Genomic DNA, 23781 nt, shown 5'->3' on the forward strand with positions numbered 1-23781 from the left:
ATGCGCGAATCTGCCTCGACCAGCACGGTGGCGACGGGAAAGGCCAGGCCCATCCGGTGGCTTCGGCGCGTCTCGACCGTGGTCCTGCTCGCCCTCGCCCTCGGGGTCGCCGTCCCGACCGACGTGGTCGCGCCCGCGAGCAGCGAGTTCCCGCTCTCGTTCGTCGGGACGTGGCTGCGCACGGCGAAGGCGTTCGCGATGCAGACCACCGGCAGCCTGCCGGAGCAGAAGCCGGGACCCTCGGTGAACCGCGGCAGCTACTCCGACGCCACCGACGCCAAGCGCGGTGCGGGCGCCAAGCAGCGGCCCGTCAAGGGGGCGATCGGCGCCGACTCCGACGCCGCGATCGGTGCCGGTGGCAAGACCGGCCATCAGCCCGGTCCCTTCGACCGGTCGAAGGCGACGAGGCAGGCGAAGGACGCCACCGCCGGCTCGGACGTGTACAAGAACCCCGACGGCAGCTACACCCGCGTCTCCTCCACCGCGCCGGTCAATTACAAGGCCAAGGACGGATCGTGGCGCCCGATCGACCGCTCCCTGGTCCGCGGCGCGGACGGCCGGCTGCGGCAGAAGGCGAACAGCACCGACATCGCGGTCGCCGGCGACTCCGCGGACGCGGTCCTCGCCTCCGTCGGGATCGACGCGTCGCACTCGATCGCCTACGGCCTGCTCGACGCCGCCACGGTGGCGCCGGTGATCGACGGCAACGCCGCGCTCTACCGCGGTGTGTGGCCGGGGGTCGACCTCAAGCTGGAGGTCACCGGCGAGGCGGTGAAGGAGTCGCTGATCCTGCACTCCGCGGCTGCCGGGTCCACCTTCGACTTCCCGATGCGGACCGAGGGGCTCACCCTCACCGTGGAGAAGGACGGCTCGATCGCGGCGCGGGACGCCGACGGCAAGATCCGGGCGACGATCCCGGCCGGGTTCATGGTCGACTCCAAGATCGCGCGTCACGGTGACTTCACCCGCTCCGACGAGGTGCGCTACGAGCTGCGCGACGTCGACGGCGCGCAGGTGCTGCGGGTCCACGCCGACGCCGCCTGGCTCAACGACCCGGCGCGGGTCTGGCCCGTCACGATCGACCCGACGCTCACGGCGGTCATCGGTTCCGCGGTCGACACCTACGTCCAGTCCGACTCCACGAGCAACCGCGGCGGTGAGAACAACTTCGCGACCGGCACCTGGAACGGCGGCGGTCAGATGGCGAAGTCGCTGCTCTACTTCCTCAACGTGACGGCGCCCTACGTCGGCAACACCATCTCCAAGGCTCAGCTCCGCATGTTCCTGACCTACTCCACGTCGTGCAGCCCGTTCGAGTTCGGCGTCTACGCCGCGGCGTCCAACTGGGGTGTCACCTCGGTCCAGTGGCCGGGTCCGGGCACCGACCGGCTGCTCGGCAAGTCGGCCCCCGCGCCGGGTTCGGCCTGCACCAACACCGGCGGCAACCGGAACCAGGGCGTCTGGGTCGACGTCGAGCTGGACCGGTCCGTCATCCAGGCCTGGCTCGCCGACCCCACGACCTACCGGGGGATCGTGCTCGAGGCGGACATGGCCAACAGCAGCTCGTGGAAGCGGTTCACCTCGCGTGACTTCTCCATGTCCTACAACCCCGAGCTGCGCCTGTGGTACGCCCCGAACGAGAAGCCCCAGGTCGACATGATGTACCCGCCGGCCGGCTTCGACTCGCCGACGCTGACCCCGACGCTGATCGCCCAGGGCCACGACTCGGACAGCACCGCGGCGAAGTTCACCTACGAGTTCATCGTCAAGGAGAAGACCGGCGAGGTCGCCAACCAGATCTGGACCTCCGGCAAGATCGTCGAGTCCCGGACGACGATCCCGCCGGGCATCCTGCGCTGGGGCAACAGCTACCTGTGGACGGTGCGGGTCAACGACTCGCTGCTGGACAGCTCCACGGTCGACTATCCGATCTCGACTCCCGTACCGCAGCCGACCATCACCTCCGCGCTGTCCCAGAACGGCGGCAAGGGCTTCGCCGCGAACGTCGGCAACTACACGTCCTCCGCCACCGACGCCGCCGTGCCCACCGTCGGCCCGCCGCTGATCGTCCAGCGCAGCTACAACAGCCTCGACAGCCGCCCCACCCTCGGCTTCGGCCAGGGCTGGGCCAGCCTCGTCGACATGAAGGTCACCGAGAACCTCGGTTCGCCGATCAGCCCGCCGACCGTCGCGGTCACCTACCCCGGCGGCAACGAACTCGCCTTCGGCCGCAACGCCGACAACACCTTCACCCCGCCCGCGGGCCGCTACGCCACGTTGCTGCCGGTGCCCGAGGTCGGAGTCTCGGGCTACCGGCTGGTCGACAAGGACGGCACCACCTACCGCTTCGTCAAGGCGCTCGGCGGGACCGGCGGGACCGACGCCGTCTACGGCATCAGCTCCATCACCGACGTGCACAACCGCGCGCAGATCTTCACCTACGACGCCGGCAACCGGATCACCAAGATCGAGGCGGCGTCGAAGCGGGCGCTGTACCTGACCTGGTCGGTGCCGAGCGGTTCCACGTTCGCCCACGTCAACACGGTGAAGACCGACCAGCTCACCGTCGGTGACGACGCCAGCCGCTCCGTCTGGACCTACGCCTACACCGCCGACCGGCTCACCTCGGTCTGCGCACCCGCGTCGACCGGCTGCACGACCTACACCTATGACGCGGTCGGCAAGTCGCCCTACCGCGCCACGGTGATGAACCTCGGCCCGTCCGGCTACTGGCGGCCCGGTGCCTCGACGGCGGTCGCCAACGACGAGGTGAGCACCGGCAACACGACGATGAGCAGCTCGGTCACGTCGGTGACCGGCCCGCTGGCGGCATCCGGGGCGAAGGCGGCCGGATTCAACGGCACCAACGTGATGTACCTGCCCCCGAACCTCGCCGCCGACTCTCCCCAGCGCGCGATCAGCCTGTGGTTCCAGGTGCCCAACGGGTCCACCACGGCCGGAGTCCTCGCCGGGCAGTCGGTGGACGACATCAACACCGTCGCCAACACCAGCAACGGATACACCCCGACCCTCTACGTCGACGCCTCCGGCTACCTGCACGGGCAGTTCCCGACCGTGCCGACCGTCCCGTCGGGCTCGCCGAGCATCGCACTGGGGTCCCTGATCAGCGGCAGCGGCCGGTGCATGGACGTCGTCGGCAACGTCAGCACCAACGGCGCCCGGGTGCAGCTCTACGACTGCCTCGGTACGGGCAACCAGCAGTGGACGCTGATGAGCGACAAGACGCTGCGGACGACGATCGGCGGGGTCACCAAGTGCCTCGACGCCTACTTCAGCGGTACCACCAACGGCACCGAACTGGTCATCTGGGACTGTCACAGCGGCATCAACCAGCAGTGGTACCTGATGGGCAACGGCAACATCATCAACGCCAACGGCGGGCGGTGCATCGACGCGACCTACGGCGGCACGGCCAACGGCACGTTGCTGTGGCTCTGGGACTGCCACACCCCGGCACCCGGCCACCAGACCTGGACCGCGAGCTCGCACACGCCGATGAAGGCGAACGCCCAGGTCAACGACGGCCAGTGGCACCACGCTGTCCTCTCCTCGGGATGGTCGGCGAGCAGCCAGGCGCTGGTGCAGACGCTCTACCTCGACGGCGTCGCGGCGCCGACCAACCTCATCGCCAACCCGGCCGCGCAGCAGAAGATCCAGCTCATCGGCGGCGGGTATCTCGGTGCGAGCTGGCCCGACAACACCACCGCCAACCTGCTCACCGCCGCAGGCCCGGTGAAGCGGTTCACGGGCTCCATCGGCGAGGTGGCCTACTTCGACCATCCGCTGACGCAGTCCGGTGTGACCGCGCTGCAGTCGGCGCGGTCGGCGACGGTGAACCCGCTGGTGCAGGTCAACATGCCCTCGGGCGACATCCGGGCGAAGGTGAAGTACGACCTGGTGTCGAGCCTCGTCACGGAGGTCACCGACGAGTACAACGGCAAGTGGACCATCGCGCCGGGCACGCTCGAAGGCTCCTACCAGGTGCACAGCAGCGCGGTTCTCGCCGCCCGGCCGACGGACTACTGGCGGATGGCCGAGTCGGTCGGCGGCCTGGACGCGATCAACGAGGTGGCGGGCGGCAAGGCGACATACAACAACGTCGGCCTGCACGTCTACGGCGGGCCGTTCGACGGGCCCCAGCGGGCCGAGACGGACCCCGTCCACGACAACTACGCGCCGACGTTCAGCACGGCGCAGGCCTCCTACGTCGCCATGCCGCCGAACAACTTCAGCGGCGCCGGCGGGCCCAACTCGCTCAGCATGTGGTTCAAGATCGCGTCGGGCAACACCGGTGTGCTCTACAGCTGGCAGGACACGCAGATCGGCACGGTGCCGACGACCTACGTTCCCGCGCTCTACGTCGGCAACGACGGCAAGCTGCACGGCAAGTGGTGCTGGTGCAGCGGCTCGGCGGCGCCGATGGTGACCGACGAGACGGTCACCGACGACAAGTGGCACCACGTCGTCCTCACCACCTCGACGACGAAGCAGTCGCTCTACCTCGACGGCAACCTCAGCAAGACCTACACCGCCGCCCCGGTCGACGGCGTCGGCTTCGGCTACGTCAACGTCGGTGCGGGCTACTCCAACGGTTCGGCCTGGCCCGGCCTCCCCGTGGCCGGCAGCAACCACTTCACCGGCCGGCTCGGCGAGGTCGCGTTCTACCGGACGGAGCTCACCGCCGGGCAGGTGGCGAGCCAGTTCGGCACCCGGGACGCGGCGCGCGGTCCGGCGCTCGCCCGCAAGTACGTCGTCACCGACCCGGGCGGCGGCGCGCTGACCACGGAGACCTACGCGGCGGTCACCGGGCAGCGGATCGCGCAGACCGACGGACTGGGCAAGCAGACGCAGTTCGGTTACGACCAGAAGGGCTTCCTGCTCACCACGACGGATGCGCTGGGCCACGTCACGACGACCTACCACGACGCCCGCGGCAACACGATCCAGCGGATCACCTGCCAGGACCAGTCGGCGGACAAGTGCACGTCGTCGTTCTACGAGTTCTTCCCGGACAAGACCACGCAGATCCTGCAGCCGCTCGGGACGGGCAAGTTCGATCCGCGCAACGACAAGCTCGTCAAGGCATGGGGGCCGGGCACGGCACCGACCGACCCGGCGAAGCAGGACCCCTCGACCGACAACCGGTTCCTGACGACCTACCAGTACGACGCCACCACCGGTGACGAGACCATGGTCACGGATCCGCTGGGGCGCAAGGCTTCCATCGCGTACACGGATGGGGTTGTGCTGGGCGAGGGGAGCGCGCTGCCGGCACCGGCGGGGTTGCCGCGGGTGGTGACCACCGCGGACGGGACCTCGAAGTCGATCTTCTACTTCGACAACGGCGACCTGGCGCGCGAGGTCGAGCCCACGGGCAAGACCACGACCTACGTCTACGACCGGCTCGGCCGGGTGAAGACGCAGACGACCGTCACCGACACCTTCCCGCTCGGGCTGAGCACGACCTACGACTACGACAAGGCGTCGCGCGTCCTCTGGCAGCAGGATCCGCCGGTGGAGAACCGGGTCACCGGATCGGCCGCGACCCACACCGCGAAGACGACCTGGACCTACAACGCCAACGGGCTTCGCACCCAACAGCTCGTCGACGACATCTCCGGCGGGGACGCGGACCGCACCCTGAGCAGCGAATACACCGGCGTGCTGCAGACGGCGTCGATCGATGCCAAGGGCAAGCGCACCACCTACACCTACGACGGGTTCGGCCGGGTGCTCACCAAGACCGACCCGCTCGGCACGATCGAGAAGTTCACCTACGACGCGGTCGGCCAGGTCCTCAAGTCGGAGATCCTGAACTACACCGGCGACCCCAACAGCCCGCAGGCCGCCGCGCCGAAGACCGTCGAGACACGCGCCTATGACAGCGCCGGGCGGCTCACCTCGGTGACGAGGGCGGACAACACCGCGACGACCTACACCTACACCGACAACGGACTGCCGGCCAAGGTGACCCGCGTCGACGCGGCCAACCGCAACCCGTTCGTGCTGGAGGACAACTACTACGACCCCTCCGGGTTCCTGATCAAGAAGATCACGAACAACGGTGCCACCACGCGTACCTTCACGGTGGATTTCGCGGGGCGGCAGGTCTCGACGACGCTGGACCCGACCGGGTTGAAGCGGATCACGACCGAGGTGCTCAACCCCGACGACCAGCCCGTCTCCACCACGACGCTCGACGGCCTCGGCAACGTCGTCGGCTACGCCGAGTCGCTCTACGACTCGTCCGGCCGACAGATCGCGGCCACGACCTACCTCGGCGACAGGGCGACGACGCCGGTCGGCCGGTGGAAGCTCGACGAGCCGAGCGGCGCCACCCGGATCGCCGACTCCGTCGGCAACAGCCCCGGCAAGGTCGGCACGGGTGTCACCTTCTCCAGCGATCACGGCGGCTCGGCGGCCTTCGCCGCCACCGGCGAGAACCGCATCCAGACCCTGGCGCCCGTCGTCGACACCATGCGGTCCTACACCGTCTCCGCCTGGGTGAAGCGCGACGCCGCGAGCGGCAACGCGGTCGCGGTCTCCCAGGACGGCCCGGTGGCGAGCACCTTCCAGCTGGCCTACGGCGGCACCACCCTGAAGTGGCGGATGCACGTCTGCCCGGGCAGCGCGCTGCCCGGCTGCGCCGCGGCCGAATCCACCGCCAACGCGGCTCTCGGCACCTGGACCCACCTGACCGGTGTCTACGACGCCGTCGCCAAGACGGCCAGCCTCTATGTCAACGGCGCCTTCCAGTCCTCGGTGGCGATGACCAACGCGGGCGCCTCATCGGGCCCGCTCGCGATCGGCCGGGGTAAGTGGGCCGGTGCCGATGCCGACCTGCTCAACGGCCGGGTCGACGACGTCCAGCTCTATCAGAACGCCCTGACCGCGGGCCAGATCTCCGCGATCTACGCCGGGACGGCGCCCGCCGCCGACGCGACCGTGATCCGCACCTCGACCACGTACGACCAGGCCGGCTACATCACCTCGTCGACCGACTCCCGCGGCAACACCACCGACTACGTCCTGGACGAGCTCGGGCACCAGGCGATCACGAAGACCCCCGAGGTGCTGACCGAGATCGGCGGCGGCACCCCGGTGCTGGCGCGGAACTTCTCCTACGTCGGCTACGACACCTTCGGCGAGGTGGTCGAGACGAAGGACGCCCTCGGCAACCGGGTCGTGACGGAGTACGACGCGAACGGCCGGGTCCAGAAGATCAACCTGCCCAGCTACACCCGCCCCGACACCGGCGCGGTCCTCACCCCGTTCACGACGAAGTCCTATGACGACCTCGGTCGGATGACCTCCGAGACGAACACGCTCGGTCTCGCCACGACCTACGTCTACGACCAGTTCGGCCGGATCGTGAAGTCCGTCGCGCCGGCCAAGTCCGGCGGCTCGGCCGTGACGAAGGTGAAATACGACCTCGTCGGCAACACGACCCAGATGACCTCGCCGAAGGGCGGGATCACCGGCGCGACCTACGACCACCTGGGCCGGCAGGTCACGACATCGCAGCTGGTCAGCCAGGATGCCGGTGCGACATACACGACGACCAACGTCTACGGCTCGGCGGTCGCCGGTGACAGCGCGGCCGGCTTCGACATCGGTGCCTCCCTGCCCGGCGAGGGCGGCTGGATGCTCAAGTCCACGTCGCCCGGCGGGGTGGTGACCCGCTCGACCTACAACGCCGCGGGGCAGCTCGCCACCGCGACGGACGGCGGCGGCAACGTCACCTCCTACCAGTACGCCCCCGCGGGCTACCCGTCGAAGACCACCGCGCCCGACCTCACCTACCAGGTGTTCACCCACGACCGGGCGGGCCGCCTGACGGCGACGGAGAACTTCAACCCGGCGAGCCCGACCCCGACCGTCGCGGTCTCCAAGGTCAGCAACGTCCTCGACGCGGCGGGCAACGTCGTCGCCGTCACGGACGCGCTGCAGCACACCTCGACCTTCACCTACGACTCGACCAACCTGCTCACCAGCCAGGTCGAGCCGGTCGCCGCCGGCAACTCGATCACGAGCACCTTCGGCTACGACGCCGCCGGCCGCCGCACCCGTTTCACCGACGGCCTGAACCACAACTTCCTCACCACCTACACCACGTGGGGGCTGCCGGAGTCGACGATCGAGCCCGCGACGACTGCCTACCCCAACCTCGTCGACCGCACCCACACCGTCGCCTACAACGCCGCCGGGAAGGTGGCGAAGAGCATCGCGCCCGGCGGCGTCACGATCACCAACACCTATGACGACGGCGGCAACCTCACCACGCAGGTGGGTGCCGGTGCCGAGGCCGCCACCACGACCCGCAGCTTCGGCTGGGACGAGGCGGGCCGGCTCGAGACCTTCACCGGTGCGGGCGCCGCGATCAACACGGTCACCTACGACGACCGCAACCTGCCGCGCTCGATCAGCGGTGGCGGCGCCGGTGACACGGCCTACACCTACTGGCCCGACGGGCAGGTCAAGGCCCGCACCGACGCGGCCGGGCAGACCGACTTCACCTACGACACGGCGGGCCGGCCCCGGACGGTCGCCAACACGCCCGCCGGTATCGCCCTCACCTACGACTACAACTCGCTCTCCGCCGTCAGCAAGATCACCTACGGCACGAACGGCAACTACCGGTCCTTCGGCTACGACCTCGACCACCGGCTCGCGTCCGACACCCTCAAAACCTCGGCGGGTACGCAGATCGCGTCGATCGCGTACGTCCTGGACGCCAACGGCAACGAGACCTCGAAGACGACGACGGGCGTGGCGGGCGCCTCCAGCAACACCTACAGCTACGACTGGGCCAACCGCCTGACCTCGTGGCAGTCGACGCCCGCCGGTGGCGGTACCACGACGACCACCACCTATCAGTACGACAAGGCCGGCAACCGCACCTACGTCAACGGCCGCCAGTTCGGCTACGACGAGCAGAACCGGCTGCTCCACTCGACGACGAGCACCTACACCTACACGCCGCGCGGCACCATGCGCACCACGTACGACGGCACCAACACCCTCCAGTCCAAGGCCGACGCCTTCGGACAGGTGAAGGAGCAGGGGTACGCGGGCGGCACCCAGACCTACACCTATGACGCGCTCGGCCGGGCCATCAAGACCGGGCACCTCTACACCGGTGTCGGCAACCAGCTCGCCGCGGACACGTCGTCGACCTACGTCCGGGGCGTCGGCGGGGAGGTGCTGTCGGCGAAGTCGGGGGCGCAGCCGTCGGCCTACGCCTGGACCGACCTGCACACCGACGTCGTCGCACAGTTCACCGCGACCGGGGCGGCGCTGACGGGCTCGCGTACCTTCGAGCCGCTCGGCAAGCAGACCGCTTCCGCCGGCACGATGGTCGGCAGTCTCGGCTTCCAGTCGGAGTGGACCGAGGCGACCACCGGCCGGGTCAACATGGCGGCGCGGTGGTACAACACCGACACCGGCCAGTTCGACACCCGCGACACCCAGTCCAACGACCCGAGCCCGGCGTCCGGCGACGCCAACCGCTACTCCTACGGCAACGGGAACCCGCTGGTCAACACGGACCCGACCGGTCACATGCGGATGTCCGAGGGCGGCGGCGCCGTCGCGGCCGCACCGGCTCCGAGCTACCCCTCCGAGCGCGATGTCATCTTCTGCGAGACGCACCCCCGGGTACCCCGCTGCAAGGCGGTGCTCGAAGCGGACGGCAACCGGCCCCCGCCACCGCCGCCCGCGTGCCGGGAACACTGCGGGAAGACCTTCGTCTCGTCCGCACCCAACGACCTCGCCACCATCGCGGCCGAGATCGACAAGACGAAGGCCGCGCTGGAGGAGGCCTACAAGGCGGCGAACAAGTCCTTCCTGGACATCCTGCTCGATGTCGGCGTCGGCTTCCTGCTGGACATGATCGGCTGGACCGACATCGTCGACTGCTTCACCAAGGGCGACCTGTGGGCCTGCGGCCAGATGATTCTCGGCATCATCCCGTGGGGCAAGGTCTTCAAGATGGGCAAGGCCATCCTGAAGGCTGTCGATACGGCGTTCTCGGCGTACAAGGCCTGGCGCAAGATGGTGAAGGCCGCCGAGGAGATCATCTCGCTGGGTCGCAGGGCGCTGGAGGTCCTGGAGAAGGCGCAGACCGCGATAGACGTGACCAACACCGCCAGCACGCTCGTCGGCGGTGGTCCGATCCTGCCGGACCTGCCGACGGCCGGTCTGCCGAGCCCGGGCAAGAAGGGCAAGGGCGGCAAGGGCGGCAGCGGCAGTAGCGGCGGCAACGGTGGTGGCGGCAAGCACGGTGACGGCAGCTCGCCGTCGCACGACAACCGCAACCAGGACGCGCCGACCGGCAGGGACAGCGACGGCGGCTCCGGCGGCCCCGCTCCGGACGCGGCACCGAGCAACAACTCGCGTTCGAGTTCGTCTGACGGCGGTAACGGCGGTTCCTGCAAGATACAGACGCACAGCTTCGATCCGGCGACGCCGGTGCTCATGGCCGATGGCTCCGTGAAGCCGATCGGCGAGGTAGAGGTTGGTGAGGAGGTCGCAGCGACCGACCCTGGGACAGGGGAGACCACTGCGCGTCAGGTGACGGCGCTGCACCGCAACGTCGACCTGGACCTGACCGACGTGACTGTGGGAACGGTGCGGGCGGACAACACCAAGCCTGACAAGGGCGGTCGGGACGAGAGCGCGGGTACGGTCCGCGGACCTCCTCCCATCACGCTGCAGACTACCGACCACCACCCCTTCTGGGACGCGACCGACGGCCGCTGGGTCGACGCCGCTGATCTGGAGGTCGGGCACGAGCTGACCGGGCCGACGGGGGAGCGGCTCACCGTCCTCGCGGTACGCAGCTTTACCGGCGCCAAGGTCATGCGCGACCTCACGGTCGACACGATCCACACGTACTACGTGCTTGCCGGGGTCATACCGGTGCTGGTTCACAATTGCGATGGCGAAGTTTATTGGGTGAACGAAAGCTCATCGAAGTCTGGCGCGGCAGCTCACTATGAATCTGGCGCGACTGGAGCGGGTGCTGTCAATCCGGTTACAGGGGTTCCGCAGGTCCCTGCGCTGGACTACGTGCTTCACACCGGAGAGGTGCGCTCCGTCAGATTTGATGGGTTTGATCAGGCTAAAGGCGAGCTGATCGATCGTAAGCACGGAGTGCACACGGGTAGCAAGACCCAAGACGCGGCCATGAGGCAGTCACTCGCCTTGGAACAGAACGGCTACACCGGTGCGTGGGAAGTGCCTAATAAGAAGAGTGTCAGGCAAGCTACAAGGATGATGGCAAAACTTAATATCACGAACATAACCGTCCGCCTCGTTCCCCATGTAACACCAGGAGTATGTACATGTTGACCGAGACGTTGGCACGAGCACTCGTAGATTTGATAGTGACTATCGACCTTAGCGACGATGATGAGATCTCGCCCGAAGCGGGGTCGGCGATCCTCGGTGATGTAGCTGCGGCGTTGAACAGCCTGTCTGCTAGTGACACGGATAGGCTGGTCAACATCATCGGGGAAATGGCTGCCGAGGAAGATGATCCTGTTCGTAAGGAAACCATGATCGAGTTGCCGGAAACCCTCGGGCTGGTCGATTAGCGCATCCGTACCCAGGCCATAGGGGAGATCTTGAGTGGTTTCCGCTGCTATAGCAGCGGAAACCACTCAAGATCTCCACGTGTCACTGCGCGACTATCGCTGAGGGGGTTCGGGTGGTTGCGGGTGATGCCAGGCCGAAGCAGAAACCGGCTGCCAGGATCATCAGCCACGCCCGGACGTCGAAGAACGGGCTGAACCCGAACTGATTCGCGTAGAACGGCAGGGTGGTGAGGTTGTCCCAGTACCACCCCGGATCTAGTCGCAGCTGGTCGTCGACCCGGAAGAGGATGGTGTTGCCCAGCAGCACCGGCGCGCTCAGCGCCAACGCGTGCACCCCGACGGCACCCGCGCCCACCACGGCACCCGCATAGCGTGCTCCCCGGCGCCGCAGCACGGCGTACCCCCAGAGGAGCAGGGACATGCCCGCGGCCCAGACCGTCGGGGCGACGACCGCGACCAGGACGCGGTCCGGGGTGACCGCGCCCAGGGCCGTGAAGAGGCCGAGGTAGCCGGCGGTGAAACCGGCGGCGCAGAGCGGGACCGCGAGCAGCGCGCGACCGTCGAGCAGCCCGCGCGCACCGGCCCGGCGCCCCGCGACCACGGTGAGCGCGAGCAGGGCCAGCCCGGCGAACAGGGTGACGATCTGGGTGAGGAAGGCGGCGTCGGAGCTGAGGCGGGGCAGGTCGCCGCGGATGAAGACATCGCGCTGGTGCGTGCTGAACCGCACCACGCCATAGGTGGCGAGGGCGAGTGCCAGCGCGACACCCGCGATCAGTCCCAGCGGGGTGGCGGCGCGGCGGAGGGGCATGGTGGTCATCGCGTGCTCGGTCCTCTCGGTCAGCGCGTGCCACGCCACGTTGAGCCCGTCACGGACGGGACGCGGCGACTCGCGCAGCAGGTGGGAGATCTCGTCGCCATAGCGTTCGCGGATGGCGCGGGGGTAGAGCGCGACCAGCGGGTTCATGAGGTCGCCAGCCGTCGCAGGCCGGTGGTGGACATCGCGCGCATCCGGGCCAGTTCGGCCTGGAGTGCCTCGCGTCCGGCGTCGGTGATGCCGTAGGGCTTGCGGCGGTCGGTCTCGGGGAGCGCCTCGATGAAGCCCTGCTCCTCGAGGCGTTTGATCGCGCCGTAGAGCGTGCCGGGGCCGGGGCGCTCGCCGCCGATGACCGCGATGTCGTCCTGCATGGCGTAGCCGTGCTTGGCCCCGCCGGCAAGGCTGATCAAGATGAGCAGGGCCGGTTCGGAGAACCGGCCGAAGCCCGGAAGTCCAGACATCAAAAGCCTCCTTGCTACGTACGGCGATACTACGCCTCACGTAGTAGAAGCTGTCAACGCCTCAGCGGGCGTAGCTCATGGTGACGTTGAGTTCGATCGCGAGCTGCTGTGCTCGGCGGTGGCCGCGATGGCGGATCAGGATCCGGTTGAGGCGCCGCAGCTCACCGTCGGTCGTCGCCGACTGCACGGCGGCGATGTCGGGCAGCAGCTCCTCCGCGATCACACAGGCGTGGTCGATCTCGCCGTTGAGCGCGTGCACGATGGAGCGGCGTACGCCGTAGCGCGCGCGGGTCCGCCGGGCCTGCACCGGGATGCGCGCGGTCTCCCGGTCGAAGATCTCCGCAGCGCGATGGAGTTTGCCCAGGTCGGAGAGGCACCAGCCGAAGGTCATGGTGAACGGGTCCGCCACGCTGCCCGGGCCGAGCTTGGCGACGGGGTCATCGGCCGAGCGGCTGTCGAGCAGCTTCTGCGCGTCCTCCAGCGCGCGCAGCGTGAGGTCGGCGTGCCCGGCGAGCGCGTGGCCCTGCGCGGCGCGCTGCAGGGCGAAGCTGCGCAGCCAGGGCGGTGCGGAATCGGTCCGGGCGGCCCGGGTGGCGAGCTCGACCACCGTGGCGGACTCGCGCTGGACGAGGGCGAACAGCGCCCGCCGGATCAGGGAGTGGGTGCCCATCACCGAGTCGCCGCCCGCGTGGGCCAGCTGGACCGCGCGGCGCGTCCACTGCAGAGCCTCCCGGTCGGCGCCGGACTCCTGCAGCATCCACCCGGCGAACTCGGCATAGCGTGCCGCGTGCCGGAACAGGGATCCGCGCTGCTCGGGATCGGCGCTGTGCGCGGCGCGGCTGAGCTTCTCGCACAGGTCGATGACGGACGGCGTCACCACCTCGGCCGGGACGAGCTGGCTCAGCTCGCGCAGCTCGCCGAAGACCCGGGTGAACGCGGTCAGCGTGGCCGGGTCCGCGGGCAGCGCGAGTCGGCTCCGGGCGCGGGCCGCCCCGGGCGGCGCCACGTCGTCGAGCTCGGGCCAGTGCGCATCGGGACCGGTCGGGAGCGGCGGCACGACCGCCTCGTCGCGGCGCTCCGCGAGCGCGATGAGCTCGCCGTCGGCCTGCAGCTCGCCGTCGACGAGGCGGGCCAGGTCGGTGTGGGGTCTGCGGTCGCCGTTCTCGATGCGGCTGAGATAGCCCTTGCTGTAGTGCACGCGCGCGGCGAGGACGTCGAGCGAGAGCCCGGCTCGGTGCCGTCGGCGGCGCATCTCCGCGCCGAACTGGGGTTGCAAGCCGTCGCTCATGGGATCAGTCCTCGGCTATCACGCGGCAACGCTGCCATGACGACGGCGTCGGAGCATCTCGCTACGCGATTCTACCGGTCGACCGCCACACCGGGGCATGCCGAACGGGTGGCGGCACGTCCACCTGCGCTGGTCCGTGCGGGCGGCGGCGGGTCAGCCGCGCGATCGTCCCGACCGCAGCAGGCGCAGCGTCGCCAGGGTGGCCCGCTCGGCGGCGGCCGGTGCGGTCGTGAAACCGGACCCGCCCCAGCCCGCTGCGGCGACCAGCGGCAGTGGACCCGGAACCGAGCCCAGCAGGTGTCCGGCGGGACGGTAGAGGCCGGTGCCGACCTCGCCGCCGACCGCGGGGAGAGCGGCGAGCCACGGCCACCGCGCGGTCGCCGCGCCGCGGATCTCGCCGAGGTCGACCTCGCTGAGGGCGCTGCCGCCGACGACGCGGTCGACAGGCCGGGGAGCGGGCCGTCCGATGAGGAACCCGCCGTCGGGGGTGGGCCGTCCCCAGACCCCCGTGACGAGGTCGACGACCGCCGGGAGCCCGCTCCCGATCCCGGCGCCGCTGAAGCGGGCGCACTGGATCAGCCTGGTGTGCGCGCCGCCGTGGGCCGGGCTCGGCAGCAGATGGGCGGCGCCGGCACCCGCGGCGACCACGACGGCACCCGCCGTGTGCTGGCTGCTGCCGCAGTTCAGGCGTACGCCGCCCCGGTGCGTGGAGAGCTCGTGGACGACCGAGTCCGGCAACCGGTGCACGCCCAGGAGCCGGCCGGTCTCGGCGTACGCGCCGGTGACGGCGACCGGATCGGCGAACCCGCCCGACGGCTCCCAGACCGCCCCGGCGACCCCCTCAGGCGCCAGGGCGGGCCAGCGCCGCCGCAGCTCCGCCGGGAGCAGCAGCTCCGCGTCGACGCCGGCGGTGACGAGGTGGGCGATGGCGCGCAGCGCCGCCGCGAGCTGGCGGGCCCCGAGCAGGACCAGCGATCCGGTACGCCGGAAGGCGTGCTCCGGCCGGTCGGGCCGGGCCGCGCGGAGCTGCTGGCTGCGCAGGGCGAGCAGCCGATCGTGCGGTGCCCGCTCGTAAGCCCGCAGCAGCCCGCCGGAGATCGTGGTGGCCGACGGTACGCCGGGCCCGGCATCGATGATCCCGACGGCGAGACCCGTCTCGGCGAGCCGGGCGGCGCAGGCGGCACCGACCACGCCGCCGCCGATCACGATCACGTCGTGGTCGGGGCGCACCGGCATCCGGTGCGGGCCGGCGTTGCGGCGCGTGATCCTCGGCTCGCGCCCGATGAACGCCGAGCGGGCCGGATCATCCGTCGTGGACCGCCCCGACGAGGGGGCCGCCATGGTCGTGTAGGTGTCGGTCACGGCGGTCCCTTCGTCGTCGGGGCGGCCTGCCGGTGGTGCGGACCGGCGTGGTGCAGGGGCGGACCGGTAGCGGGCCGTCGCCCCCTACCGGTCCGCCCATGCTCCGCCATTGTCTGCGGGCGGCGGCGGCCCGGCGCAGGGTTGCCTGTCGCCAACCGCGACGCCACCCGGACGGGTCCGGGTCAGGCGGGCACGGGCCGACCGGTCGAGCCGAGCTCGTCGAGGAGCACGCGGCGCTCCCGGTTGCTGTATCCCAGCAGGTAGACCATGTTCAGGGCGGTGTCCGGCGTCGCGACCAGGTGGGCCCGGACGGCGCCGACCATGGCGGTCACGGTGGCCCGCAGCCCGCCGCCGCCGTCTCCCGTACCGAGCAGGGGCAGCAGGATCGAGCGCACCTCGGGCTCGGCCGCCGCCAGCCGCTCGGCCGCCGCGAGCGCGTTCGCCACGCAGCCCGCGATCCGGGGGACCTGCTGGAACCCCGCGCCCGGCGCCCCGCTCACGGACGCCACATGGATCAGATGGCGTACGCCGTGGCTGCGGGCGAGCGCGCCGGACGTCGTCACGAAGGCCTGGCACGGCGCGACGGGACGGCGTGCACCCACCACCGCCGCGAGCGCCCTCGGGATGACGTCCTCGGTCACCACGCCGATCGAGTCCCGCTCGGCGCCGAAATACCGGATGATGCCCGAGATCGTCGACTCGCTGGTCCGGGACATCTCCATGTCGGTGTTCTCGCTGTTGACCCAGATGTCGGCGAAGCGGACGTGCCGGATGCTGCCGCTGACGACCCCGACCCGGCAGGCCGAGGCGGCCACGTCGAAGACCCGCACCTCGTCCGCGGGCGCCTCCGCGCCGTCGCCGGGTGCGATCGGGGCGGCGATGATGGCGGCCACCTCGCTGCGGACCCGGGCCAGGTCGTGGTCGATGTTGCGGTGGTGCACGCGGAGGTACTGGCAGCGCACCAGCGCCGCGATGTCGTCGGGGAGCTGATCGGCGGGGGGCAGCGTGGCGTCCTCCACCAGGATCGGGACCACCCGCAGGCCCTGCGCGAAGGCTTCGGCGATCTCCCGGCGTACCCAGTCGTCGTTCGGGTCGGGCCTGCTGTGGCGCAACCAGTCCGGCCCGATCACCGCCAGCAGCGCGACGCAGGACCGCAGGCTGTCGTGGATCTGGGTGACGAAGTCGTCGCCGGGCCGGATCGACCTCGAGGAGAGGAAGACCGCGTCGCGGCCGAAGGCTTCGGAGAGGTCGCGGTCGAGCAGCGCGGCAAAGCCCGGCTGGTCCCGGCCACGGAAATTGATGAAGACCCTCGGCATGACATCATCGTGGCATCGATGGGTGGCGCTGGGTACCCGTCCGCCCGCCGGTCGGCCGCGGCGGGCTGTCCGTCGGAACCACGTGGCACCGCGAATTCGCCCGGCCGGGGAGAGCAGATGGATGTGACGTTCACACAGTGCCGGGCCGCCGCCCGCGCCGCCCGCGGCGCCGAGGATGGCAGGCGGGCCATTCGCGTCGCCCGTCCGCGCAGCGTGCACGGCCTGGGGAGCAGCCGCGCGCCGCTCGCCCTGATGCTCTACGTCGCCGCGACCGAGGGGCGGCTGGTGTGGCGGAACCCGGCGAGCTTCGCGCTCCTCGAACGCCCGGCCGCCATCGAGAGCCCGATCGGCAAGGGGCTGCGGAGGCGCCTGCTGCGCATCGTGGACCGGCGCTGGGACCTGCTCGTCTTCGCGGTCCCGCCGGTGCTCCTGCTGCTCGCCGCCGTCGTCGCGGGCCTCCTCGCGCGGCTTCCGCTCACCGCTGTGCTGCTCGCGACGGGCGCCGCCGCGTACGCGGTGGTCTTCATGGCCGCGCAGATGCTCACTCAGCTCGCCTGGGTCCGCCGGGTGCTGGGCCTGCGGCAGCGCTCGCCCGACGAGATCGCCGAGGAGACGCTGCCGGGCTCGAACTGGTCGGTCCCGCTGCTGCATCACGAGGCGGCCGACGACATCCGCCCGCTCGTCCAGGAGATCGACCAGCGGCTGTCGCGGCTGGTCCGGGCCGATCTGCGGGTCCGGGGCGAGCTCACGGACCGCGACGTCCAGGAGATCCCCGTCCGGGAGCTGCTGATCTTCCTGCCCCGCGGTGCCACGACGCAGGACGCACGGCAGGCGATGTCGGCGATCATGGCCGCGCCGTTCGGGCCGGGGTCGCGGGTCCTGCTGCGCGCACCGGCCAACCAGGTGGCGAAGGTGCGGCAGCCGGTCCGGGAGGGCGGCGGCTTCTTCTTTTTCTACGCCGGTGCCTGCGCGGTCGTGCTGACGATCTGCGCCTACCTGGTGAGCATGTGGGAGGCGGAGCGGTGCCTGTCGGGGGCGACGTGTGCGGGGCGCCCGGACACGTTCGGCTCGGCGGCGCACTGGCTGGCCTGGCGCCTGTTCTTCCAGGACCCCGCCGGGATCTCGGCCGACGCACCGCAGTCCCTGGTGATCGGGTGGCTCACCAGCGTCGTGGGGCTGGTGAGCGTACCGGTGCTGGTCATGTCGTGCCGGCTGGCGATCACCGCGCAGCGCACCGCCACCGCCTTCGCCACCGAATACCTGGAGGGTGTCATGGACACGACCCGCCTGCTGCTGATCACGGTCACCACCGAGGAGCGCGACGCGGTGCTCGCCGCCGTCGCCGCCATCACCGGTACGAGCCCCGAACGCTCCTTCGAGCAGAACCACGTCATCTACGACCTGGGAGTCGCCGGAGGTACCCGGATCGGGCTGGTCCGGTGCCCGAGCCAGGGCGCGACCGGCCCGGGCGGCGCGATCATGACCACGACCGAGGTGATCCGCCGGTGGCGGCCGGACTTCGTGGTGATGGCCGGAATCTGCTACGGGCTGCGCGACGACTGGCGGACACCGCAGCAGATCGGTGACGTCATCGTCTCCACCGCCGTCTTCGACCTGGACCGCAAGGCCATCTTCGACGGCGAGAACGGCGAGGTCAGGCAGGAGATCGACGGCGACCGGGCGAGTGCGCCGAGCATCCTCGTCGGCCGCCTGGACGCCGCCTCCATCGACTGGAACGCGGCCAGGGTCTACTTCGGACTGATGCTCTGCTCCGGCACCCTGGTCGACTCCAAGGTCTACCGCGACGAGCTGCGGGCCAACCACCGCAAGGCGGTCGGCGGCGACATGGAGGGGCACGGCGTCTACGCCGCCGCCGCCGAAGCGCGAGTGCCGTGGATCATCGTGAAGGGGATCTCCGACCTCGGCGCCGACCGCAGCGGCCTCGTCGACCGCGGCCTCGCCGCCCGCAACGCCGCGGACTTCGTCGCGCACGCCGTCAAGCTCGGCGCCTTCGCCGACAAGGGCTAGCCGGTCGCGCTAGGGCGACGGGATCGGATCGAGGCCGCCGATCCTGATCATGTGCGTGACGAACGACGCGGCGTTCGCGGCGGCCGGAGCCTGATGGCGGTCGTCCTTGTCGAAGCCCCAGTCGCAGATGCCCTTGACGAGCGCCCAGTCCACCTTGCTGCGGATCGCGGCCGCGTAGACGCCCGCGCCCTCCATCTCGCCCCCGATCGCCTCCGGATAGAGCCGCCGGATCCGCTGCTGATAGGCGGCGGAGTCGACCAGGACGCTCTCGGTGACGATCGGGCCCTCGTGGACGGCGGCCTCGTTGCGCCAGTCCAGCCGGGCGGAGCGGAGCCGGTCCAGCAGCACCGCCGAGGGGTGGACGGCGCCGCCCCGGTCCGTCTCCGTGCCGGCGACCTTCCGGTGGGCGGCGAGGCGCAGCTGGGTGGCGATGAGCACGTCGCCCAGCTGCTGTGGGCGCCGGGGATCGTCGGCCTTGAGCCCATAGCAGATGCCGACCGCGAGGACGAAGTGCGGTTTCACGTCGTCGAGGAGGGCGGGCATGGCGACCCCGGCGGCATCGGGCGTGGTCGTGCCCTGAGCGACCTGGGCCAGCGTCACCTCGGTGCGGCCGATCCGGCCGAGGGAGTAGATCGTGTGGTGGCGGGAGTGGCTCCGGGTGAGGCTCGCGCCGCTCACCGCGGTGACGGCCCGGATCGTCGCGTCCCGCTCGACATCGGCCACGACGACGAGCAGCACCCTGCTGCACCCGCCCGCTGACGGCTGCGGCCGGGACGGGTCCGCGCCACCGCCGGCGACGGCCGGGCTGTTGTCGCCGAAGGTGACGGCGGCGGCGGTGAAGGTGCCGAAGTTGTTGCGCTGCGTGCTGGTCACTGCCGCTCCTGATGGCCGGGGTTCGGGGGCGGCGGCGGTGTCACGGATCCGGTCGCCGGGCTGTTGTTGCCGAAGGTGACGGCACCCGCCTGCAGGTCGTTGAAGTTGTTGGTGATCAGCGTGATCGACCTCGACGTGAAGTCCAGGGTGTCGATGCCGCACGAGCGCAGATAGGCGTCCACCTCGTGGACGAGCCGGTGCTGGAGCCGCTCCGCCTGGGCCATCATGTCGATCAGCGCGTTGTAGTGCAGCCGCTGGTTCATGGCGAGGAACTCGCGCAGCGAGGTCTCGGCGCCGAAGTCGAACTCGTCCCGTGCGACGGTGCGACCCTCGACCCATCCGGCGACGGCGTGCCGGACCGGTGCCGTCGCCGCCGCCGCGCAGCGGCTGACGCGGCCGGTCCGCGTCGCCCAGAACGCCTTGGACCCCTCCTTGATGCCCCGCCAGGCGGCGTGGGCCCGCCGTGGTGGCACTCGGATCCCCGGGGTCGGCGGCGTCGTGGTCGACAGCCACCTGCGGCTGGTGAGCAGCACCGGTCCGGTGCCGTCGTCGGCCGCCTTCGGCCAGGTGACCTCCGGCAGGGCGTGCACACTGACCTCGATCTGAAGCAGGTCGCGTTCGAGCATGGCCCGGACGAACATGGTGACCACGACGTCGCCGTCGGAGTCGACGGTCTTCAAACACAGGTAGCCGCGCTGATATTTCTGCGGCTCGGCCACGCGGCGCAGCACGAACTCGTCGGCCGTCGCGGTGAGCCAGGCCTCCTCGGGCCGCCCCTCGTGCAGCTCGGGCAGATCGGCCAGCGAACGCCCGTCGATGTAGAGGCGATGCTCGCACTGCAGGCTCGGAAGCTCCAGCCCTCGGGCGGCGGTGGCGAGCGCCTCGTGCAGCTCGATCACGTCGACCTCCTTGGGCGCCGTATCCGACTCGGAGCGGAGCGCCACGTTCACCGGTGACGTGGTCCACCGCATGATCCGGTGTCCCGCGCCGACGAACGGGCCCAGCACACTGTGTGCCCGATCGCGCGCGTAGATGAGCACATTGGCGTTCTCGATCTGGCGAGCCCGGGTGGCAGCCCTCCCTCGCGGGGAGACGTGCCCTCGATCGACCACGTCGCTGGTGAGGACCCGGCTGGCCCGGACGTATCCGACGACGGAGAAGGTGACGATGATCAGCCAGGAGAGCAGCAGCTCGGTGCCGATGGCGAGCAGGGTGAGGCGGCTCTGGCGCTGCACCACGACGAAGACGCCGACGGCGATCGCGATCGCGGCGATGACGGCAGTCCGCTTGGCGCCCTCCCGGTCCGGGCCCGTGACGGATCCGACGATCCGTTGGACCACCGTCGCCAGGGAGATCTCGTTGCGGACGAGGAGCCAGCGCAGGGCGCCCAGGGCGGCGCAGACGCCGACCACGGCGAGCAGCCCGACCGGGCTGAGGCCGAACCAGATGAGGCTGATCACGACGAGCGTGGCGAAGAGCAGGGCGGACAGGAGCACGTCGCGGGTGAGGGCGAGCCTGGTGGCCCGCCCGGTGTGCCACAGCAACGCGATGAGGTCCACCGCGTAGCAGGGTGCCCAGGCCCGCCGGCCCTTTCCGGAGAGATGCGTGTTGACGTGGGTGCGCAGCTCGTCCTCGACATGGACGAGGGTGCAGAGCTTCCGGGTCGGGCTGGTGGTCTGGTCGGCGGCCCTGCCGGGCACCACGGCCGGAGCCTCGGGGTCGGGCCGGCGCTGGGCCGGGATGGGGTTGCGCCGGACGGGCGTGACGCGTTGCAAGGCGTCGCCCAGGTCGTCGGGCGCAGCACCGTTGAGCCGTCCGCCAGCGACGTTGTGATCGGTCATCGTCGGCCCCTAGCCCGGCTCGTGTGCGGTGTCGGGGCGGCTGTCGACGTTGGTGAGCACCTGATGGCCGAGGCCGGCGAGCGCGGCGATCTCGACGATGACGAGAGCAGCCATCGCCGGTGAGGTGGCGATCGTCGACCAGCTCATCAACATCGCCACGATCCCGGGCCCGCAGAAGGTCACGACGGTGATCACCGTATGGATGGTCCGGCGCAGCCGGTATCCGCCGATGGCCCGGTGCTCGGCCTCCCAGCCGAAGAGGCCGGTCGCATGTGGACTGCCCGCGAGCTGGCTGATGAGGCTCCGGCGGATGTATCCACCGATCTCCCAGACCTTGCGGTCGTTGCTCGCGTGCGTCCAGCCGAGGATGATGCAGACCGGGGGCAGCAGCAGGAGCAGATTGTGCAACCCGGTCTGCAGGGCCGCCGCACCGATCGCGCCCACCGCGACGAGCGTGGCGTAGACGAGATTGTCCCGGCTCGTGATCCGCTGCCGTTGCTCCTCCTTGAGCTGCTCATACTCCAGAATCAACAACTCGGTGCGGATGGGCAGGGCCGGTCTCAGCGTGCGCTCCACGGGTCCTCCGATCGGTGCCTGACGATTCGCTGCACATCTATGAAGGTAATCGCCGCGCGACATTATTGTCAATATGACATTTAAGATGGATCGATTGTGCGGCAGGGGATTTCCGACAGCGGGATGATCTGACGGACGGCCAGGCGCCACCGGGCGGCGCCGGCGCATGGTGCAAACGGAGCGCGGCGCTCCCGGCCGAGTTCTAGAGTCGGGGTCATGAACGAGTCGGGTCACCTCCTGCGCCGGGCCGCCGAGCACGCCATCAGCTACCGCGAGTCGGTGGCGGACGCCGCTGTCGGCGCCACCGAGACGGCCGCCGCTCTCGCCACCGCGTTCGGCGGTCCGCTGCCGGTCCGGCCCACCGATCCCGCGGCCGTCCTCGAGGAGCTGGTCGCGGCGGCACGCGGCGGTCTCGTCGCCACCACGGGACCCCGCTTCTTCGGCTTCGTCGTCGGCGGTGCGCTGCCCGCCGCCACCGCGGCCGAGATGCTCGCCGCCGCGTGGGACCAGAACGCCTTCAACGGGGTGCTCGCACCCGCCGCCATCGCCGCCGAGACCGCGGCCGGCGGCTGGCTCAAGGAGCTGCTCGGGCTGCCCGCGTCGGCGTCGACCGGCTTCGTCACCGGCGGCCAGGAGGCGAACACGGTCGGCCTCGCCGCCGCCCGGCACCACGTTCTGGAGCAGCTCGGCTGGGACGTCGAGCGGCACGGGCTGGCCGGTGCGCCGAGGGTGCCGATCCTCGCCGGGGTGGAACGCCACGCCACGATCGACCGCTCGCTGCGGCTGCTCGGCTTCGGCACCGAGGCGCTGCTGGCCGTACCGGCGGGGCCTGACGGCGCCATCGACATCGGCGACCTGCGGCGGCTGCTGCCGGACGGCCCGGCGATCGTCTGCCTGCAGGCGGGCAACGTCAACACCGGGGCCTGCGACGACCTGCGGGCGGCGTGCGAGCTGGTGCACGAGCGCGGCGGCTGGGTGCACGTGGACGGTGCCTTCGGGCTGTGGGCGGCGGCGAGCCCGGCCACCCGGCATCTCGTCGACGGGATCGAGCTCGCCGACTCCTGGGCCTGCGACGGCCACAAGTGGCTCAACGTGCCCTATGACTCGGGTTTCGCCTTCTGCTCCCGGCCGCAGGTCCACGCCGCGGCGGTCTCCTACACCGCGTCCTACCTCGTCGGCTCGGGCACAACTGCGGCGGCGGCCGACTTCACCCTGGAGTCCTCGCGCCGGGCGCGCGGCTTCGCGGTCTGGGCCGCGCTGCGCGAGCTCGGCCGGGACGGGGTGGCCGAGCTGATCGAGCGGTGCTGCCGGCTGGCCCGGCGGTTCGCCGAAGGCCTGGACGCGGCCGGGTTCGAGGTCGTCAACGATGTCGTGCTCAACCAGGTCCTCGTCGGCTTCGGCGACGACGCCCGGACCGAGCGGGTCATCGAGGCGATCCAGCGCGACGGCACCTGCTGGATGGGCGCGACGACCTGGCGCGGACGGCGGCTGATGCGCATCTCGGTCTCCGGCGCGGCAACTACGGAGTCCGATGTGGACCTGTCGGTCGACGCGATCCGGCGGCTCGCCGCGGCGGCCTGAACCGGCCACAACATAGTCGCAAC

General features: G+C 70.6%; 12 protein-coding genes. 4 read left to right on the plus strand and 8 right to left on the minus strand.

Going from position 1 to position 23781, the window contains the following annotated elements:
- Together F4553_RS42065 and F4553_RS33960 are read left to right on the plus strand one after the other, a co-directional pair.
- Window positions 1–11373, plus strand: a complete 11373-nt coding sequence (locus F4553_RS42065; protein WP_184844676.1) for a LamG-like jellyroll fold domain-containing protein — start codon at window positions 1–3, stop codon at window positions 11371–11373.
- The gene (locus F4553_RS33960) at window positions 11367–11618 is read left to right on the plus strand and encodes a hypothetical protein (protein WP_184844679.1); all 252 of its coding nucleotides are present in this window, start codon (window positions 11367–11369) and stop codon (window positions 11616–11618) included. The genes F4553_RS42065 and F4553_RS33960 overlap by 7 nt, the downstream gene beginning before the upstream one ends.
- An 82-nt stretch (window positions 11619–11700) precedes the next feature.
- Here the strand turns inward: F4553_RS33960 and F4553_RS33965 are convergent, their stop codons facing one another.
- The 5 genes from F4553_RS33965 to F4553_RS33985 all read right to left on the minus strand — a co-directional run bounded on the left by F4553_RS33965 (window position 11701) and on the right by F4553_RS33985 (window position 16859).
- The gene (locus F4553_RS33965) at window positions 11701–12582 is read right to left on the minus strand and encodes a hypothetical protein (RefSeq protein WP_184844681.1); all 882 of its coding nucleotides are present in this window, start codon (window positions 12580–12582) and stop codon (window positions 11701–11703) included.
- Window positions 12579–12893 carry a PadR family transcriptional regulator gene (locus F4553_RS33970; RefSeq protein WP_184844684.1) on the minus strand — a complete coding sequence of 105 codons (315 nt, stop codon included), beginning with the start codon at window positions 12891–12893 and terminating at the stop codon, window positions 12579–12581. The genes F4553_RS33965 and F4553_RS33970 overlap by 4 nt, the downstream gene beginning before the upstream one ends.
- A 61-nt stretch (window positions 12894–12954) precedes the next feature.
- Window positions 12955–14181: a helix-turn-helix domain-containing protein gene (locus F4553_RS41425; RefSeq protein ID WP_184844687.1), complete on the minus strand. Its 1227-nt coding sequence runs from the start codon at window positions 14179–14181 to the stop codon at window positions 12955–12957.
- A 153-nt stretch (window positions 14182–14334) separates the two neighbouring features.
- Window positions 14335–15543, minus strand: coding sequence for an NAD(P)/FAD-dependent oxidoreductase (locus F4553_RS33980; protein WP_184844690.1), 1209 nt, complete (start codon window positions 15541–15543; stop codon window positions 14335–14337).
- Between the two features lie 182 nt (window positions 15544–15725).
- Window positions 15726–16859, minus strand: coding sequence for a toll/interleukin-1 receptor domain-containing protein (locus F4553_RS33985; protein WP_184844693.1), 1134 nt, complete (start codon window positions 16857–16859; stop codon window positions 15726–15728).
- Window positions 16860–16976: 117 nt separating this feature from the next.
- Between F4553_RS33985 and F4553_RS33990 the strand changes: the two genes are divergently transcribed.
- The gene (locus tag F4553_RS33990) at window positions 16977–18887 is read left to right on the plus strand and encodes a 5'-methylthioadenosine/S-adenosylhomocysteine nucleosidase family protein (RefSeq protein WP_184844695.1); all 1911 of its coding nucleotides are present in this window, start codon (window positions 16977–16979) and stop codon (window positions 18885–18887) included.
- Between the two features lie 9 nt (window positions 18888–18896).
- Here F4553_RS33990 and F4553_RS33995 read toward each other — a convergent pair whose 3' ends face one another.
- Genes F4553_RS33995 through F4553_RS34005 form a run of 3 tightly spaced genes read right to left on the minus strand, consistent with a single transcriptional unit; the run spans window position 18897 to window position 22177 of the window.
- On the minus strand, window positions 18897–19760 hold the full coding sequence (locus tag F4553_RS33995) for a 5'-methylthioadenosine/S-adenosylhomocysteine nucleosidase family protein (RefSeq protein ID WP_184844698.1): 864 nt from the start codon (window positions 19758–19760) through the stop codon (window positions 18897–18899).
- The gene (locus tag F4553_RS34000) at window positions 19757–21601 is read right to left on the minus strand and encodes an AbeC-like domain-containing protein (RefSeq protein WP_184844701.1); all 1845 of its coding nucleotides are present in this window, start codon (window positions 21599–21601) and stop codon (window positions 19757–19759) included. Before F4553_RS34000 ends, F4553_RS33995 begins: the two co-directional genes overlap by 4 nt.
- A 9-nt stretch (window positions 21602–21610) precedes the next feature.
- Window positions 21611–22177, minus strand: coding sequence for a hypothetical protein (locus tag F4553_RS34005; protein WP_184844704.1), 567 nt, complete (start codon window positions 22175–22177; stop codon window positions 21611–21613).
- Between the two features lie 216 nt (window positions 22178–22393).
- Here F4553_RS34005 and F4553_RS34010 point away from each other — a divergent pair, with 216 nt between their 5' ends.
- The gene (locus tag F4553_RS34010) at window positions 22394–23758 is read left to right on the plus strand and encodes a pyridoxal phosphate-dependent decarboxylase family protein (protein ID WP_184844707.1); all 1365 of its coding nucleotides are present in this window, start codon (window positions 22394–22396) and stop codon (window positions 23756–23758) included.
- Window positions 23759–23781: the final 23 nt, after the last annotated feature.

This window comes from Allocatelliglobosispora scoriae (assembly GCF_014204945.1).
GTDB lineage: Bacteria > Actinomycetota > Actinomycetes > Mycobacteriales > Micromonosporaceae > Allocatelliglobosispora > Allocatelliglobosispora scoriae.